Raw genomic sequence first — 16,625 nt, 5'->3', positions numbered from 1 at the left:
AGAACGCGCGTCAGCTGTTTGTTGTCTCGCACGATGAACCTTGCTGAATTGCAACCGGTGGACAGTGTAACGTCTTGTCCCAACACCACTTTGCGGCACGTTCGTGGCTTTGCCAATGCTCTGCCGGTAGATCCGGCAGTTTATCATTAATCGCGCGACGCAGCCACGATGACCCGCGTCACGATGCTTACGCCATCATTGCCGACGTTGCCAACGCCCTCGCTCGTCGGCCTGCCAATAGGTGACATCGAATCCACGCGTTTTGCAATCGGTCCATGCCGACCGCGCCGCCGCGAGCGCATCCGTATCATCACCGTTGAACACGAGCACCATGCGCTCATAGTTGTGCGCGTCGGACGGCAGCGGCGCGTTGTCCACCAGGAACCGGACATTGGCGCCGTTGGGATTGGACTCTTCCACGGCCAGCACGATCGGCTGGTCGGCCGCATCCGCCACGCGCCAGGTGGCGTGGGGCAGAAACGAATCGTCACGATAGGTCCACAGATGCGCATCGAGCGCATCTGCACGTTCTTCCGATGTCGATTGCACGACGACTCGCCAGCCGCGCTCGAGCGACTTCTCGAGCAGCGGCGGCAGCACGCCTTCCAGCGTCATGTTCTGCAGATGATAGAACAGAACTTCGGTCATCGCACAGCGATCCCCTACCTCGCTTCGTAGGAATCCCACACCAGCCGGTCGAGCAGACGAACGCCATAGCCGGATCCCCAGCTTTGGTTGATCTCCGATTTCGGCGCGCCCATTGCGGTGCCGGCGATATCGAGATGCGCCCACGGCGTATCGTTGACGAAGCGCTGCAGGAATTGCGCGGCCGTGATCGAGCCACCGTGGCGGCCGCCGGTGTTCTTCATGTCGGCGAACTGCGAATCGATCAGCTTGTCGTATTCGGAGCCGAGTGGCATGCGCCAGACCTTCTCGCCGGTCTCCTGCCCCGCCTTGATCAGCTTGTCGGCCAGATCGTCATTGTTGGCGAACAGGCCGGCATGCTCGGTGCCGAGCGCGACCATGATCGCCCCCGTCAACGTCGCCAGATCGATCATGAATTTCGGCTTGAACTTGGTCGCGACGTACCAGAGCACGTCGGCGAGCACGAGCCGGCCTTCCGCGTCGGTGTTGATGATCTCGATGGTCTGCCCGGACATCGACGTGACGATGTCGCCGGGGCGCTGGGCGTTGCCGTCCGGCATGTTCTCGACCAGGCCGATCGCGCCGATCACGTTGGCCTTGGCCTTGCGGGCCGCCAATGCGTGCATCAGGCCGACCACACAGGCGGCACCACCCATGTCGCCCTTCATGTCCTCCATCGAGCCGGCCGGCTTGATCGAGATGCCGCCGGTGTCGAAGCACACGCCCTTGCCGATGAAGGCGACCGGCTGCTCGCCCTTCTTGCCGCCATTATAACGCATCACCACCGTACGGCTCGGCCGCGCTGAGCCCTGGCCGACGCCGAGCAGCGCGCCCATGCCGAGCTTCTTCATGGCGGGCACGTCGAGGATCTCGACGGTCACGCCGAGCTTGCGCAGGGCGGCAGCGCGCTTGGCGAACTCCTCCGGGTAGAGCACGTTCGGCGGCTCGTTGACGAGATCGCGCGCCAGAATCACCCCGTCCGTGACATGGCCGCGCGGCGCGAACGCCTTCTTGGTGGCGGCGACGTCCGACACGGCGATCGAGATCGGGGCGCTGACGCCGCCCTCTTCGTCCTTCTTCTTGGTCTTGTAGCGGTCGAACCGATAGGCCCGGAGCCTGAGGCCGGCCGCGAGCGAGCTGACCTGATCCGGCGTCATCGGCCCCGCCGGCAGCTCGGCCAGCACACTGACCGGCTCAGTTACAGCGTTGAGCTTTCCGGCTAAGATACCGCCATATTTGAGGAAATCCTTTTCCTTGTGATCGCCGCCCTTGCCCGTGCCGATCACGATCAAGCGCTGAATCTTGATTCCCTCGGGTGCCGGCAGGTCCAGCACCGCGCCATCCTTGCCCTTGAACCGGGTCGCCCCGGCCGCGCGCTTGATGAGGTCCGAGACCCCTCCCAGCGCCTTGTCGGTCGCGACTCCAAGTCGCAGGGTGTCGTCGCAAAATGCCACGACAATACCGCGCGGCGCGGTCGACAGCGGGACGAAGCCGACCTTGACGGCGTCGGACATCAGCAATCCTCCAAATTCGATGTGAGAGCCGCCGACGTCCAGAAATCCGAGCGGACAGACGGGGATGGCGGCAGTTCGGAACCCAACTTCGCAGCAGTATGGCCCGCCTTGGCCGGAGCTGCCAAGCCTCCCGTGGCGGGGCGGCCACAACAATGAAATTTTAGCCGAATTTTCGTGGCGCCACGCCACAGCCATTTTGTCGACGGATCAAAGGGATGGTAATGATATTCACTGCCCATGGAACGTGATGGCGCCAGCAGCCTGAGGGACCCGTTCCGAGGGTGGCTGCAGCGCTCGTTCCGGGACTGCTGAACGGGGATCGAGCGCGCACGATGGGGTCCATCGACAGGTACATCTTTCGCACGACGCTGGCGTCGTTTGCGGTAGTCCTGGTCAGCCTCACCGGGGTGATCTGGATCACCCAGGCGCTGCGCGGCATCGACCTGATGACCAGCCAGGGACAGACCATCCTGACCTTCCTCGGGATCACCGGCCTCGTGATCCCCTCGCTGCTCGGCGTCATCGCCCCGATCGCGCTGATGATCTCGGTGTCGCATACGCTGAACAAGCTGGCGACCGATTCGGAAATCATCGTCATGAACGCCGCCGGCATGTCGCCGATCCGGCTGTTCGTGCCGTTCGCCTACGCCACCTGCGTCGTCGCCGTGCTGGTGACCGTGCTCGCGTCCTATATCGCCCCCGACGGCCTGCGCCGGATCAAGCAGTGGGACGCCGAAATCACCGCTGACGTGCTCACCAACATCCTGCAACCCGGGCGTTTCGCGCAGCTCGACCAGAACCTGACGATCCGGATTGGCGAGCGGCAGCCCGGCGGCAAGCTCAAGAGCATTCTGATCGACGACCGCCGCGACCCCAAGGAACGAATCACGATTGTCGCCGAGGAGGGCACCGTCGCGAAGAACAGCGACGGCTCCTTCCTGGTGCTCGAGGATGGCAATCTGGAACGCTTCGAGCTCGGCAAGCGCGAGCCGGCGATGGTCGCGTTCGCACGCTATGCCTTCGACATGTCGAAGTTCTCGAACCAGGGCCGCGACGTCACGCTCGGCATCCGCGAGCGCTATGTGTGGGAGCTGATGGCGCCGTCGGAGGACGATCCGATCTACAAGCAGATCCCCGGACAGTTCCGGCAGGAGCTGCATGACCGCTTCCTGGCGCCGATCTATCCGTTCGCCTTCGCCGCCCTCACCTTCGCGTTTCTCGGCGCGCCGCGCACGACCCGCCAGAGCCGCAACTTCTCTTTCGGCAGCGCCATTCTCGCGGTGTTCGGGGTCCGCATGGCCGGCTTTGCCTGCTCGGTCATGACCGTGAAGACGCCGATCGCAGCGCTGATCCAGTACATCATGCTGTTCGGCGTGCTCGGCCTGAGCATCTGGATCATCATCGGCGGCATCGTGGTCGAGCCGCCTGCCCGGCTGGTGGAAGCGATCAACCGCTCCAATGAGCGAATCGCCCGGCTGTTCAGAAGGCCGGCCGCCGCATGAACATGGTCACCAACACGCTCGGGCGCTACTTCGCCGGCCGCTTCCTGGTCTCGGCGGTCGGCGTGTTCGCGAGCATCTTCCTGCTGCTGGTGCTGGTCGATTACATCGAGATGGTGCGCAGGACATCCGGCCTGGCGTCGGCCTCCGCGCTGATGGTCGCCGAGACGTCGCTGTTCCGCGTGCCGCAGCTGCTCGAGAAGATGATGCCGTTCTGCGTGCTGATCGGCGCCATGACCTGCTATCTCGCGCTGTCGCGCCGGCTCGAGCTGGTGGTGGCGCGCGCAGCCGGCGTTTCCGCCTGGCAGTTCATCGCCCCGGCGCTGGCCAGCGCGCTCCTGCTCGGGCTGATGGCAACGACGCTTTACAATCCGATGTCGGCCAACCTGCGCGAGCTGTCGAAGCGGATGGAAGCCGAACTGTTCGGGTCGGCGCCCGGCGGCGGCGTGCAGGATGCGTCCGGCTTCTGGCTCAATCAGCTCAACCCGGACGGCTCCGTCATCATCAACGCCGCGCGCAGCGAGCAGCAGGGTGTTCGGCTGACCGGACTGACGCTGTTCCGTTTTGATACGGACAAGCGCTTCAAGGACCGAATCGAGGCGCGCGAGGCGACGCTCGAAGAGGGCCAATGGGTGTTCAAATCGGTGCGCCGATTCTCGCTCGACGCGCCGCCGGTGGACGAACCGACGTTCATCCTGCCCACCACTCTGACGCCGGCGCAGGTTCGCAACAGCTTCTCGACCCCCGAAACTGTGTCGTTTTGGCAACTGCCGAGCTACATCCGTTCGTCGGAGAGCTCGGGCTTCGCGACCGCAGGGTATCGATTGCAGTATCATAAGCTGATCGCACAGCCGTTTTTGCTGGCTGCGATGGTCATGCTGGCCGCGTCCGTGTCGCTCAGGTTCTTCCGAATGGGTGGCGTACAAAAAATGGTTTTGAGTGGCGTGGGCGCCGGCTTTCTGCTCTACGTTTTGTCGAAAGTAACGGAAGATTTGAGCAAGGCTGCGTTGATGGAACCGATCGTTGCGGCGTGGTTGCCCGTATTCGTCGGCGGCCTCACCGGGTTTATGGCCTTGCTCTACCAGGAGGACGGCTAGTGTCGTTCGTTGCCGTCCGTCAGACCGCGCTCGCCGCGCTCCGGCAGTATGCCGTTGCGCGCCTTGCGTTCACGCGCGCCCGTTGCGCCGGGTCTGTCGTACTCGCGTTTGCGCTGACGCTCGGCCTCGTGCTGGCGGCAGCGGTTGATGCTGCGTTCTCGCCTGCCGCTGCGCAGAGCTTCACCTACAATCCCCGTCCGCCCAAGCCGCCGCCGCCGCGTGTCGCCAACGACAACCAGATGCTGGTGCAGGCGACCGAGGTCGATTACGACTACAACAGCTCGCGCGTGTCGGCGGTCGGCAACGTGCAGCTGTTCTACAACGGTACATCGGTCGAGGCCGACAAGGTCATCTACGACCAGAAGACCAAGCGCCTGCATGCGGAAGGCAACATCCGCATGACCGACGCCGACGGCAAGATCACCTACGCCAACAGCCTCGACCTGTCGGACAATTACCGCGACGGCTTCGTCGATTCGCTGCGCGTCGAGACCGAGGATCAGACGCGGATGGCGGCGACGCGCGCCGACCGCTCGAACGGCAATTACACCGTGTTCGAGAACGGTGTTTATACGGCTTGCGCGCCGTGCAAGGACAATCCGAAGAAGCCGCCGCTGTGGCAGGTCAAGGGTGCGCGCATCATCCACGACCAGACCGAGAAGATGCTGTATTTCGAGAACGCCCAGCTCGAATTCTTCGGCGTTCCGCTCGCCTATATTCCCTATTTCTCGACGCCCGATCCGACCGTGAAGCGCAAGAGCGGCTTCCTGATGCCGGGCTTCAGCCAGACCGCCGGCTACGGCTTCGGCGTCGACATCCCCTATTACTGGGCGATCGCGCCGGATTACGACGCGACCTTCACGCCGCGCATCACCTCCAAGCAGGGCGTGCTGCTGCAGACCGAATTCCGTCAGCGCCTCAGCAATGGCACCTATCAGGTGCGGCTGTACGGCATCGACCAGTTGAACCGCAACGCCTTCGCCGGCCAGCCGGGCGACCGTCAGTTCCGCGGCGGCTTGGACACCAAGGGCCAGTTCGCGATCAACGACAAATGGGTCTGGGGCTGGGACGGCATCCTGCTGTCCGACTATACGTTCCTGTCGGATTACCGGCTGGCGCAGTACCGCGACCCGTTCAACTCGTTCATGAGCCTGCCGACGGAGGCGATCTCGCAGCTGTATCTGACCGGCGTCGGCAGCCGCAGCTTCTTCGACGTCCGGGCGATGCACTACCTGAGCTTCTCCGGCAACCAGCAGACCGTCCCGGTGGTTTATCCGGTGCTGGATTATTCGAACGTGCTGAACCATCCGGTGTTCGGCGGCGAGTTCAGCTACAAGACCAACTTCGTGAATCTCACGCGCGAACAGGCGGTGTTCGATCCGATTACGCAGACTGCCAACACCGCCGGCCTGTGCACGGCGCTGTCGGCCGATCCGCGCGCTCGGCTGCCCACCCAGTGTCTGCTGCGCGCCACGCCCGGCACCTATACCCGCCTGACCGCGCAGGCCGAGTGGCGGCGATCCTACACTGACCCCTATGGTCAGATCTGGACGCCGTTCGCGATCCTGCGCGCCGACGCGATCAACGCCAACGTGTCGGCGCAGCCAGGCGTCGGCAACTTCCTGCAGACCGGCGACACCCAGGCGCTGCGGCTGATGCCGACGATCGGCCTGGAGTATCGTTACCCGTTCATCAACGTCCAGCCGTGGGGCACGACCACGATCGAGCCGATCGCGCAGGTCATCATCCGGCCGAACGAGTCCTATGCCGGCAAGCTGCCGAACGAGGACGCGCAGAGCCTGGTGTACGACGCCAGCAACCTGTTCAGCGTCGACAAGTTCTCCGGCTACGATCGTGTCGAGGGCGGCGGCCGCGCCAATGTCGGCGTCCAGGCGACCACGCAATTCGATCGCGGCGGAACCATCAACGTGCTGTTCGGCCAGTCCTACCAGCTGTTCGGCCTGAACTCGTTCGCCGTGCAGGACATGAACAACACCGGCATCGGTTCCGGCCTGGACAAGCGAGCCTCCGACTACGTCGCGCGGGTGGATTATTCGCCGAACCGGACCTACACGTTCAGCATGCGCAGCCGGTTCGACCAGCAGACCCTGAACGTCCAGCGCTTCGAAGCCGAGGCGAAAGCGAATTTCGACCGCTGGTCGATGGCGCTGACCTACGGCAACTACGCCGCCGATCCGGCGATCGGCTACCTCAACCGGCGTGAGGGCATCCTGGGCAGCGGCTCGGTCAAGGTCGCGCCCAACTGGGTGCTGACCGGCGCGGCGCGCTGGGACCTCGCCGCCAACAAGATCAACCAGTATGTGATCGGCGCAGGCTATGTGGACGATTGTTTCGTGCTGGCCGCGAACTACGTAACGTCGTATAATTATACAGCAGGTGCCACTCCACCCGTTCTGAGCCATGCCTACATGCTGCAGATCGGGCTTCGGACGCTTGCGACGTCCTCGACCAATGGAGCGGGTGGCGGCCTCCAGTAGTGCGCACCGGTTTCCGACCGGTGCAGGTCGGGCGGAAACGATCCCGACAACGAGCCGAGGTGCCGCTCCCGGTTGAATTCATGTTTGCGAACAACGAAGCTTGGTCATGACCATCGCGTTCCCTCCCCGCATTCTGGCCCTGGCTCTCTGCAGTCTCGCGCTGCTGGTGTCGATTGCCGGACTATGCCCCGCTCACGCCCAGGGCATCGTCGTGATGGTGAATGGCGATCCCATCACCAATTTCGACGTCGAGCAGCGCATGAAGCTCAACTTCTTGAGCACGCATAAGCAGCAGACCCGCCAGGAGGTCATCAACGAGCTGATCGACGACAAGGTGAAGATCAAGGAGGGCAAGAAGTTCGGCGTCGAGCCGACGTCCTCCGACATCGACCAGTCGTTCGCCGGCATGGGCTCGCGCATGCGGCTCAACGCCGAGCAGTTGGCAAAATCGCTCGAAAGCCAGGGCGTCCGCGCCGAGACGCTCAAGGCCCGCATCAAGGCGGAGATCGTGTGGTCCAGCCTGGTGCGCGGCCGCTACAAGGAACGCCTGCTGGTGTCCGACAAGGACGTCGCCGCCGCCGCGGCAGCCGCCGGTGATTCCGATCAGCAGGGCCAGGCCTTCGAATACAAGATGCAGCCGATCGTGCTGATCGTCACGAACTCGTCGGACCAGGGCGCAATGGAGGCGCGGCGCAAGGAGGCCGAGGCGCTGCGCGCGCGGGTTCAGACCTGCGCCGAAGCCAACAATGTCTTCAAGACGACCGCGAGTGCCGTCATCAAGGAGATCGTCGTCAAGACCTCGGCCGACATTCCGCCCAATCTGCGCAAGCTGCTCGACGACACGCCAATCGGTCACCTGACCCCGCCCGAGGCGACCAAGCAGGGCGTTCAGATGGTCGCGCTGTGCTCGCGCAGTCCGACCACCATCGATACGCCGAAGAAGCGCCAGATCCGCGAAGAGATGTACACCAAGAAGTATGAAGCGACGTCGAAGGCCTATCTGCAGGAAGTCCGCAAGGCTGCGATGATCGAATATCGCTGATGAGCAAGCCCCTCGCGCTCACGCTGGGCGAACCTGCAGGCATCGGACCCGACATCACCCTGCAGGCGTGGCTGCGCCGGACTGAGCTGGACCTCCCGGCGTTCTACCTGCGCGGCGACCCCAGCTTCTTCGCGCAGCGCGCGGAACTGCTCGGCCTCGAGGTTCCCGTTGCGGAGGTGGATCCGGCCGACACGGTCCAGACATTCGCCAAGGCATTGCCCGTCGTACCCACCGGCCATCGCGTGACGTCCCAGCCCGGGCGTCCCGATGTGACCAGCGCCGAGGCGGTCATCGGCTCGATCCGTGAAGCCGTCGCCGACGTCAAGGCCGGACGTGCCGGGGCCGTCGTGACCAATCCGATCGCGAAGGCCGTGCTGTATCGGGCCGGCTTCTCCCATCCCGGTCATACCGAGTTTCTCGCCGAGCTCGCGGCCGATAACGGCAGCGTTCCGCAGCCGGTGATGATGCTGTGGTCGCCCGTGCTGGCCGTCGTGCCGGTGACCATCCACGTGTCACTACGCGAGGCGATCGAGCAGCTCACCAGCCCGCTCATCACCTCCACGACCCGCATCGTTGCTGCCAGCCTGCGGCGTTATTTCGGCGTGTCACGGCCACGCATCGCCATGTCAGGACTCAATCCGCATGCCGGGGAAGACGGCGCGCTGGGCAGCGAAGAGGATGCGATCATTGCGCCGGCGATCGCCAATCTGCGCAATGCCGGCCTCGACGTGCAGGGTCCGCTGCCAGCCGACACCATGTTTCATGACGCCGCGCGCAAGACCTACGACTGCGCCGTCTGCATGTACCACGACCAGGCGCTGATCCCGATCAAGACGCTGGCGTTCGATGAGGGCGTCAACGTCACGCTGGGCCTGCCCTTCATCCGCACCTCGCCCGATCACGGCACGGCTTTCGCGATCGCCGGCAAAGGCACGGCCAATCCGGCCAGCCTGGTGGCGGCGCTGCGTCTGGCCGCGCGCATGGCCAGCCGAGCCGCATGAGCGCGATCGACGACCTGCCGCCGCTGCGCGAAGTCATTCGCGAGCATCAGCTGTCGGCGCGCAAGGCGCTCGGCCAGAACTTTTTGCTCGATCTCAATCTCACAGCCCGCATCGCGCGCGCGGCGGGCCCGCTCGAGGACGTCACGGTCGTGGAGATCGGTCCCGGTCCGGGCGGCCTCACGCGCGCGCTGCTGGCGCTCGGCGCCCGCCACGTGATCGCGGTCGAGCACGACGAGCGCGCGATTCCGGCGCTGCAGGCGATCGCCGAGCGCTATCCCGGCCGTCTCGAGATCGTCTGCGGCGACGCTCGCACGTTCGATCCGCGTCCCTACCTCGGCAGCAACAGGGCCAAGATCGTCGCCAATCTGCCCTACAACATCGCGACGGCGCTGCTGGTCGGCTGGCTTTCCACCGAGCCGTGGCCGCCCTGGTACGACATGATGGTGCTGATGTTCCAGCGCGAGGTCGCCGAGCGCATCGTGGCAACCGAGGACGAGGAGGCCTATGGCCGGCTCGGCGTGCTCGCGAACTGGCGCTGCGAGACCAAGATCCTGTTCGACATCTCGCCGTCGGCCTTCGTGCCGCCGCCGAAGGTGACGTCGTCGGTGGTGCGGCTGGTGCCGCGCGCCGCGCCCGAACCGTGCGACCGCCGCGCGCTCGAGCAGGTCGCCGCCGCGGCCTTCGGCCAGCGTCGCAAGATGCTGCGGCAGAGCCTGAAATCGCTGCCCGCCGATCCCGCGCGTCTGGCCGCTGCCGCAGGCGTCGATCCGACCCGCCGCGCCGAGACCATCCCGGTGTCCGGCTTTGCTGCCATGGCCCGCGAATTGACCAATAGTCGCGCCGACAACAAATCGTAATCGACAAGCATTTCAGGGAGATGTCTCATGGCGTTGATGCGCCGCCAGTCGCTCGTCAAGTTCGACGCTCCGCTCTGCGAAACCATCGTCGAGACGCCGAAGCCGGCGGGACGCGAGGTTCTCGTCCGGATCGAGCGCTGCGGCCTGTGTCATTCCGACCTTCACATCCAGGACGGCTATGCCGATCTCGGCGGCGGCAAGCGTCTCGACACCACCCGCGGCATGACGCTGCCCTTCACCCTGGGACATGAGATCGCCGGCGTGGTCGACGAGGTCGGGCCCGACGTGCCGAAGGAGCTGATCGGCGCGCGGCGCGCGGTGTTTCCGTGGATCGGCTGCGGCCAGTGCCGCGACTGCGCCAATGGCGACGAGAATCTGTGCGCTCGGCAGCGCTTCCTCGGCGTCTCGATCGATGGCGGCTTCGCCACGCACGTGCTGGTGCCCGACGCGAAATATCTGCTCGAATATGATCCGCTGCCGGTCAACCAGGCGGCGACCTTGATGTGCTCGGGCGTCACCGCCTATGGCGCGCTCAAGCGCCTCGTCGACCGGCCGCGGCAGCGCAATCTGCTGCTGATCGGTCTCGGCGGCGTCGGCATGATGGGATTGTCGTTCGCGCAGGCGATGTTCAAGCAGCCGATTTCGGTCGCCGATCTCTCCGCCGCCGCACGCGAGACGGCGCTGAAGAACGGCGCCGCCACGGCCTACGACCCCGCCGAGCCGGACGTGATCAAGCGTATCCTCAAGGAGACCGACGGCGGCTTCGACGAAATCGTCGATTTCGCCGGCAACGAGAAATCGATGGCGTTTGCAGTGGCGGTCGCCGCGCGCGGCGGCAAGATCGTCGTCTCCGGACTGATGGGCGGCCAGTTCACCCTGCCGATGGTTCAATGGGTGTACAAGCGCATGACCATCGAGGGCTTCATGGTCGGCACGCTCGCCGAGGCGCACGAACTGATGGCACTGGCGCGCGCCGGCAAGATCAAGCCGCCGCCGATGCGCGAGGAGCCGATGGGCGACGTGCAGAAATGGATCGATGCGCTGCGCGCCGGACACGTGGTCGGACGCGTCGTGCTGACGAACTGATTAGTTCACTCCCTGAACATGGCAGGCGGCCGCGGCACTTGCGCCACGGCCGTCTGCTGCTACTCTGCCCCATCGCTTGATAGGACGTGGCGACGGGGCCTGAGGTGATGCAACGATGCGCGTATGAAGGTAGCCGCCTGCTGCTCGCGGCCTTTCTGGTACTATGCTGCATCCTGCCTGCGCACGCCGAGAAGCGCGTCGCGCTCGTCGTCGGCAACTCCGCCTATCGCAACATCGCAAGCCTCGACAATCCGGCCAAGGATGCCGCGCTGATGGCGGAGACCTTGAAGCGGCTCGGCTTCACGCTGACCGGCGGCCGCGCCCAGCTCGATCTCGACAAGCCGGCGATCGACGGCGCGGTCCAGAGCTTCGGCCGTGAGGTCCAGGGTGCCGATGTCGCGCTGTTCTACTACGCCGGGCACGGCGTGCAGGTCGCCGGCGCCAACTATCTGGTGCCGGTCGGCGCCAATCCGACGCGCGAGGCCGATGTCGATTTCCAGATGATGGACGTCAACCTGGTGCTGCGGCAGATGCAGGGCTCGGGCACGCGGCTCAACGTCGTCATCCTCGATGCCTGCCGCAACAATCCATTCGGCACGCGCAGCCTGCGTGCGGCCGACGGCGGCCTTGCGCAGATGCGTGCGCCGGACGGCACCTTGATCTCCTATGCGACGCAGCCGGGAAACGTCGCGCAAGATGGCGACGACGGTCATAGCCCGTATACGAAGGCCCTGGCAGCGACCTTGACGCAGCCGGGCCTCGACATCTTCCAGACCTTCAACCAGGTCGGCCTGGCCGTGAAGCGCGCCACCAGCGGCGCGCAGCAGCCCTGGGTGTCGTCGTCGCCGATCGACGGCGCGTTCTACTTCGTGCCGCCGGTGCCGCAGAGCGGACCACAGGTCGCGGCGATGCCCGCGCAGGAAGCGCCGGCCACGACGCTGCGGCCCGACCCCGACCGCATCCCGCTCAAGGATGCCGCGCTGATCGGCGAAGTCCGCGACCGTCTCTATGAGCGCAATTTCGATCCGCAGTCCGGCGATGGCCGCGATACGCTCGCGCGCGCGATCAGCCGGTTTCAGGAGAAGAGCAGCATCACACCGACCGGTGAAGCCACCGAGGGCCTGCTGAGCCGGCTGCGCAAGCTCGACGATCTCAAGCCGTGGGGCTCGATCGTCTACGGCGTCGACAACAACAAATGGGGCATGTCGTGGAATCACGCCTCGCGCCGCGCCGCCGTCGCCGATGCGCGGTCGAACTGCGGATCGGCGAAATGTCCCGTCGAACTCAGCTTCTACGGCGCCCATTGCGGCGCTTTCGCCATCTCGGACAAATCATGGTCGCTGATACAGCGGGATACCATCAAGGCCGCGCGCGACGCCGCTCTTGACGACTGCGGCAAGGCTGGAAAATCCTGTCGCATCGTCGGCGCGGTATGCGCCGACGGCTCCGGCCGGTGAGCGAACCCATGTTCAGCCAAGTGATCGAACTAAATGATCGAACTAACAGGATGCGAGGATAACGAATGATGCCGATGCGAGTTGCGCGCTGGGCAGGTGGAGGCATCCTGGCCTTCCTGATGATGGCGCTACCGGTCACCACGCTCCGGGCGCAATCGGGCAGTGCAGGCGGCAGTATCGGCAACGATGACAAGGCGATCTCGGGCTCGCGCTCCGAGCCGCGTGCGGTCGAGCGCGAACGGCCGTCGCCGCGCCGCAGCTCGTCCGAAACGCCCCGCGCACGGCCTTCCGGCGGCGCCAACAGCTTCGACGGAGCCTGGGTCGTCACCAATATCGGAGGCGCCGCCTGCCCGGGAACACTGAGCTCGGCCGTGGTCGTCACCAGCGGCAAGATCATCGCTCAAGGCGTGACGTCGGGGACGGTCTCCCCGAGCGGCGCGGTCAATTCATCCGGCAGCGACAACGGCGTCCGCTTCACCACGTCGGGCCGGGCCAGCGGCCGCACCGCCTCCGGCACCTTCCGCCGCAGCGACGGCTGCTCGGGAACCTGGACCGGCGTCAAGCAGTAGCGGACGCACTGGCTGGCGGCGGTCAGCAGCAGAGATCGTTCGTCCCCAAGCGCAGCGCTCGTCAGCGCCGCAGCCCTGCTCGCACGCGGACAATCGATCTTTACTGATGTGGCGGATTTGCCGCGACATCGCGGCCGAATGTGCTGGGCGTGACGCGGGTCCCGTTGTGGGAAAAAAGCCGCACCTTGCGGTGAAAGGAGCGGGCCAGAATTAATCCGGAATTGCGGCTCATTGCCACCCAACTTGTTTCCGAGAACGCACCGTTGCGTCGCGTATCCGGAGTCATCAATGGCAAGCCGAACGGCAGGAGTTGCAATCGCCATTGCAGCCGGCATTGCTGGACTTGCCTTGATCGTGATGCCGCGCGTGGTGATGGCCGCGGAAGACTGCCTGACCGAGCCGAGCGGAGAGAAATCCGACGCGCAGCGTTGGTATTACCGTTTCGATCGCGGCACCAACCGACGTTGCTGGTATCTCAAGGATGCCAACGGCAACACCCGGGACATCGCGGCACCGGCGCGCACGCCGCAACAGCCCGCCCCCTGGGATTTCGGTCAGCCCACGCCGCCCAAACTGACCGCCAAGCGCGGCGACGGGCCTGCACCGCGCACCGCCGCCGATGCCCTCGCAGAAGCACCCGCGCCACGGCTGCGCACCGACCTTGCGGTGAGAGGCACGCCCAAACCGCAGAACGTCGCGATCACGCCGACGACTTTGACGGCGTCGGACGCCAGCCTGCCACGCAGCCTCGATAGCTCGCCCTGGCCGTCCGCCGCGCCGCAACGCGTCGAGCCGACGACGAGTGACGTATCACCTGCCGCCATGGCCGATGAAGGCAATGCCGAGGCGGATGCCAACGCGACGCCACCGGCCGACGGGTCGGCGATGGGTCCGCCGAAGACGACCAAGCCCGGGGCCCCGATTCCCATTCTGATGCTCGTGGTGGTGGGAGCGCTTGCAATCTCCGGCTTGCTGGCCAGCGCGCTCTATCGTCTCAGCCGGGTCGGACGGAAGCGCCGGCGCGGGACTGACTGGCACGCGACGGAACAAACGCGCCGCTCGCGCGCGAAGCCGCGCGGCAAGGTCCAGGCCACCGCGAACAATTCGGGCTTCGGTCAGTTCAATGCGCGCGGTGCGTCCGCCGGCTCGGCCGGTTTTCGCACACCAGAGCCGGCTTCGGCGCTCGACGTCGCCAGCGCACGTCTGTCCGCGTCGATGCCCGAGCAGGTCCCACCACGGCCAACCCGCGCTACGGCCCCCGCAGCCTATCAGGATGCAGCCTATCAGGACCGTGCGAGCGCGATGGCGGGCCGACGCGAGCGCGACGAGGCGGCCGAAGTGCCGCGGTTGCAGCCGGCCGCCGACGCTGCTGTGTGGCAGGCTGCCGACCAGCTCGCCGATCAGGCCGCCGTCCGGCACGCCGCAATGACGGCTGCAGCGGCCACGGCGCAAGGCGACCCACGATCGCCCGTCTCGCAAGCCGCCCCTGGCATGCAGCAGGCTCAGTTGGCGGCAGCTCAACGCGCTGCCGCTCACGCGGCTGCGGCCAAGCTCGCGGCTGCCCAGGCCGCTGCCCGCGAACAGGCCGTGCCTCAGAACGCGGCCGCCCCCGGCGCGCCAGCTGCAACCTGGCCGGCCACGCCGCAGATGCCGCCGGCCCAGGCCGTTGCAACGATGGCGGCGCCCCAACCAGCCGCCCCGTCACAACCGACCCCCGCGAACGCGACCGCTCCCGTCGATGTGGGCGAGATCGTCTCCGCCCTGCGAAGGGCGCGGAGCGGCGCTGGCGCAACCGCGGGTGCGGCGCCGATGGATGCTGCAAAGGTCATCGCTGCGCTGCTGGTGTCCCGGGCGGCCAAGCGACGCGATTCGCAGCCAACGCCTGGCGATCAGGGCGCGGCCGCGCCTGCAGTGCCGATGGCCGCAGCGGCTGCGACTCAGGCCTTCGCATCCCAGGCCTTTACACCCCAGACCCTTCAATCCCCACAGCAGCAACAATCCCCACAGCAGCAACCCGATCGCGCATATGACGGTCAGGCGGCTGCGCAACGCGCTGCCACGATGGCCCCTTCCGCGGGCTCCTCGGCGCCGCCGTCAAGTGACCCGGCCGCGGCGCTGATCGAGACCCTTCGCGCCCATGCGGCGCGGCAGCCCACGCGCCAGCCGGACGACGAACAGGCTCGGCTCCCCGCAGCGGCCATGGAGTCGCCGAGCGACGACTCCGATCTGGATGATCCAGCGGCGGCGTTGATCAACCTGCTGCAATCGCGCTTTGCGCTGCCCGAGGACGAGATGGAGGCCGAGGCGCCCCAGGACGACGACCGCGAGGCTTACGCGACGGAGGCGTTCGTCGCCGAGGCACCGCGGCGCAATCCGCCCGTTCAGGGCGATCCGGCCGCACAGCTGATGAGCTTGCTCGAGTCGCGCTCCTCGCTTCCGCCGGTGCCCGCAGCTCCCGAGCGACCACGCCCCCAACCGCAGCAGCAGCGGCCCCAACCGCATCAGCATCAACCGCCGCAGCAGCAGCGTCCGCTGTTCGTGCCGCCGCCGTATGAGGACCCGGCGACCCCGCCGCTCGACTTCATCCCGCGGCCCCAGGCGCTGCGACCGCGGCCGCGCAACATTCATCAACAGGACGATGAGCTCGACGGCATCCAGGACATCCTGGCGCGCCTCGGCCGCCGCGCGTAAGCGGATCTCAGCCCTCGAGCTGGCGCTGCAGCTCGCGCACGAACGTCGTCAGCCCGGTCCGGCGCTCGCGCCTCAGGCGCTCCGCCTTGAGGATCGACTGCACCTCGGCGAAGGCGTCGTCGACGTTGCGGTTGATGACGATGTAGTCGTACTCCGCCCAGTGGCTCATCTCGTGGCTGGCACGGCTCATGCGGCCGCGGATGACCTCGTCGGAATCCTGCGCACGGGTGTGAAGCCGCTTCTCCAGATCGGCGGCCGACGGTGGCAGGATGAACACGCTGACGACGTCCTGCCGAGCCTTCTCGCGCAATTGCTGCGTGCCCTGCCAGTCGATATCGAACAGCACGTCCTGCCCTGCGGACAGCGCCGCTTCGACCGGCGGGCGCGGCGTGCCATAGCGGTTGTCGAACACGGTCGCCCATTCGAGCAGCTCGTTGCGCTTCACCATGTCTTCGAAGCGCGCGCGGTCGACGAAGTGATAGTCGCGGCCGTCGACCTCGCCGGGACGCATCGGGCGCGTCGTTGCCGACACCGACATCTGCAGTCCCGGCATGCGCTCGATCAGCATGCGCGACAGCGTCGTCTTGCCCGCCCCCGACGGCGACGACAGCACGAACATCAGGCCGCGCCGCTCGACTCCATCAAAGCTTCCGTCGTGAGCCGCCATGG

13 protein-coding genes are annotated in these 16,625 nt (G+C 66.1%); 10 read left to right on the top strand and 3 right to left on the bottom strand.

Annotated features, from left to right (window positions below; genetic code table 11):
• Positions 1–195: 195 nt before the first annotated feature.
• Together ACQR07_RS01525 and ACQR07_RS01520 are read right to left on the bottom strand one after the other, a co-directional pair.
• Positions 196–648: a DNA polymerase III subunit chi gene (locus tag ACQR07_RS01525; RefSeq protein WP_434867003.1), complete on the bottom strand. Its 453-nt coding sequence runs from the start codon at positions 646–648 to the stop codon at positions 196–198.
• Positions 649–662: 14 nt separating this feature from the next.
• Positions 663–2,159, bottom strand: a complete 1,497-nt coding sequence (locus ACQR07_RS01520) for a leucyl aminopeptidase (RefSeq protein ID WP_434900613.1) — start codon at positions 2,157–2,159, stop codon at positions 663–665.
• A 332-nt stretch (positions 2,160–2,491) separates the two neighbouring features.
• Here ACQR07_RS01520 and lptF point away from each other — a divergent pair, with 332 nt between their 5' ends.
• From lptF to ACQR07_RS01470, 10 genes are all read left to right on the top strand, one after another.
• Entirely contained in the window at positions 2,492–3,661 is a 1,170-nt protein-coding gene (lptF, locus tag ACQR07_RS01515) for an LPS export ABC transporter permease LptF (RefSeq protein WP_434900612.1), read from the top strand.
• On the top strand, positions 3,658–4,755 hold the full coding sequence (gene lptG, locus ACQR07_RS01510) for an LPS export ABC transporter permease LptG (RefSeq protein WP_434867000.1): 1,098 nt from the start codon (positions 3,658–3,660) through the stop codon (positions 4,753–4,755). The genes lptF and lptG overlap by 4 nt, the downstream gene beginning before the upstream one ends.
• The gene (locus ACQR07_RS01505) at positions 4,755–7,253 is read left to right on the top strand and encodes an LPS-assembly protein LptD (protein WP_434900611.1); all 2,499 of its coding nucleotides are present in this window, start codon (positions 4,755–4,757) and stop codon (positions 7,251–7,253) included. The genes lptG and ACQR07_RS01505 overlap by 1 nt, the downstream gene beginning before the upstream one ends.
• A 106-nt stretch (positions 7,254–7,359) precedes the next feature.
• Complete coding sequence (locus ACQR07_RS01500; protein WP_434866998.1) at positions 7,360–8,295, top strand: SurA N-terminal domain-containing protein; 936 nt, start codon at positions 7,360–7,362, stop codon at positions 8,293–8,295.
• Positions 8,295–9,296: a 4-hydroxythreonine-4-phosphate dehydrogenase PdxA gene (gene pdxA, locus ACQR07_RS01495; protein WP_434900610.1), complete on the top strand. Its 1,002-nt coding sequence runs from the start codon at positions 8,295–8,297 to the stop codon at positions 9,294–9,296. Before ACQR07_RS01500 ends, pdxA begins: the two co-directional genes overlap by 1 nt.
• Complete coding sequence (gene rsmA / locus ACQR07_RS01490; RefSeq protein WP_434900609.1) at positions 9,293–10,153, top strand: 16S rRNA (adenine(1518)-N(6)/adenine(1519)-N(6))-dimethyltransferase RsmA; 861 nt, start codon at positions 9,293–9,295, stop codon at positions 10,151–10,153. The genes pdxA and rsmA overlap by 4 nt, the downstream gene beginning before the upstream one ends.
• Positions 10,154–10,180: 27 nt before the next feature.
• Positions 10,181–11,239 carry an alcohol dehydrogenase gene (locus ACQR07_RS01485; RefSeq protein ID WP_434900608.1) on the top strand — a complete coding sequence of 353 codons (1,059 nt, stop codon included), beginning with the start codon at positions 10,181–10,183 and terminating at the stop codon, positions 11,237–11,239.
• A 107-nt stretch (positions 11,240–11,346) separates the two neighbouring features.
• Positions 11,347–12,696, top strand: coding sequence for a caspase family protein (locus ACQR07_RS01480; RefSeq protein ID WP_434900607.1), 1,350 nt, complete (start codon positions 11,347–11,349; stop codon positions 12,694–12,696).
• A gap of 68 nt (positions 12,697–12,764) precedes the next feature.
• Positions 12,765–13,265, top strand: coding sequence for a hypothetical protein (locus ACQR07_RS01475; RefSeq protein ID WP_434900606.1), 501 nt, complete (start codon positions 12,765–12,767; stop codon positions 13,263–13,265).
• A 288-nt stretch (positions 13,266–13,553) separates the two neighbouring features.
• Positions 13,554–15,956, top strand: a complete 2,403-nt coding sequence (locus ACQR07_RS01470) for a hypothetical protein (protein ID WP_434900605.1) — start codon at positions 13,554–13,556, stop codon at positions 15,954–15,956.
• Positions 15,957–15,963: 7 nt separating this feature from the next.
• Here ACQR07_RS01470 and gmk read toward each other — a convergent pair whose 3' ends face one another.
• Positions 15,964–16,623 carry a guanylate kinase gene (gene gmk, locus ACQR07_RS01465; protein ID WP_434900604.1) on the bottom strand — a complete coding sequence of 220 codons (660 nt, stop codon included), beginning with the start codon at positions 16,621–16,623 and terminating at the stop codon, positions 15,964–15,966.
• Positions 16,624–16,625: the final 2 nt, after the last annotated feature.

It is taken from the genome of Bradyrhizobium sp. HKCCYLS20291, from assembly GCF_051167715.1.
Lineage (GTDB): Bacteria > Pseudomonadota > Alphaproteobacteria > Rhizobiales > Xanthobacteraceae > Bradyrhizobium.
Note: the sequence above shows the minus strand (reverse complement) of the source record. Positions and strands in the feature narration are given on the sequence as shown.

Bases quoted from the DNA above. Each gene is read 5' to 3' on its own strand.
- lptF (WP_434900612.1), top strand. From the start codon at position 2,492: ATGGGGTCCATCGACAGGTACATCTTTCGCACGACGCTGGCGTCGTTT.
- ACQR07_RS01470 (WP_434900605.1), top strand. From the start codon at position 13,554: ATGGCAAGCCGAACGGCAGGAGTTGCAATCGCCATTGCAGCCGGCATT.
- gmk (WP_434900604.1), bottom strand. From the start codon at position 16,623: ATGGCGGCTCACGACGGAAGCTTTGATGGAGTCGAGCGGCGCGGCCTG.
- rsmA (WP_434900609.1), top strand. From the start codon at position 9,293: ATGAGCGCGATCGACGACCTGCCGCCGCTGCGCGAAGTCATTCGCGAG.
- lptG (WP_434867000.1), top strand. From the start codon at position 3,658: ATGAACATGGTCACCAACACGCTCGGGCGCTACTTCGCCGGCCGCTTC.
- ACQR07_RS01485 (WP_434900608.1), top strand. From the start codon at position 10,181: ATGGCGTTGATGCGCCGCCAGTCGCTCGTCAAGTTCGACGCTCCGCTC.
- ACQR07_RS01480 (WP_434900607.1), top strand. From the start codon at position 11,347: ATGCAACGATGCGCGTATGAAGGTAGCCGCCTGCTGCTCGCGGCCTTT.
- pdxA (WP_434900610.1), top strand. From the start codon at position 8,295: ATGAGCAAGCCCCTCGCGCTCACGCTGGGCGAACCTGCAGGCATCGGA.
- ACQR07_RS01525 (WP_434867003.1), bottom strand. From the start codon at position 648: ATGACCGAAGTTCTGTTCTATCATCTGCAGAACATGACGCTGGAAGGC.
- ACQR07_RS01500 (WP_434866998.1), top strand. From the start codon at position 7,360: ATGACCATCGCGTTCCCTCCCCGCATTCTGGCCCTGGCTCTCTGCAGT.
- ACQR07_RS01520 (WP_434900613.1), bottom strand. From the start codon at position 2,159: ATGTCCGACGCCGTCAAGGTCGGCTTCGTCCCGCTGTCGACCGCGCCG.
- ACQR07_RS01475 (WP_434900606.1), top strand. From the start codon at position 12,765: ATGCCGATGCGAGTTGCGCGCTGGGCAGGTGGAGGCATCCTGGCCTTC.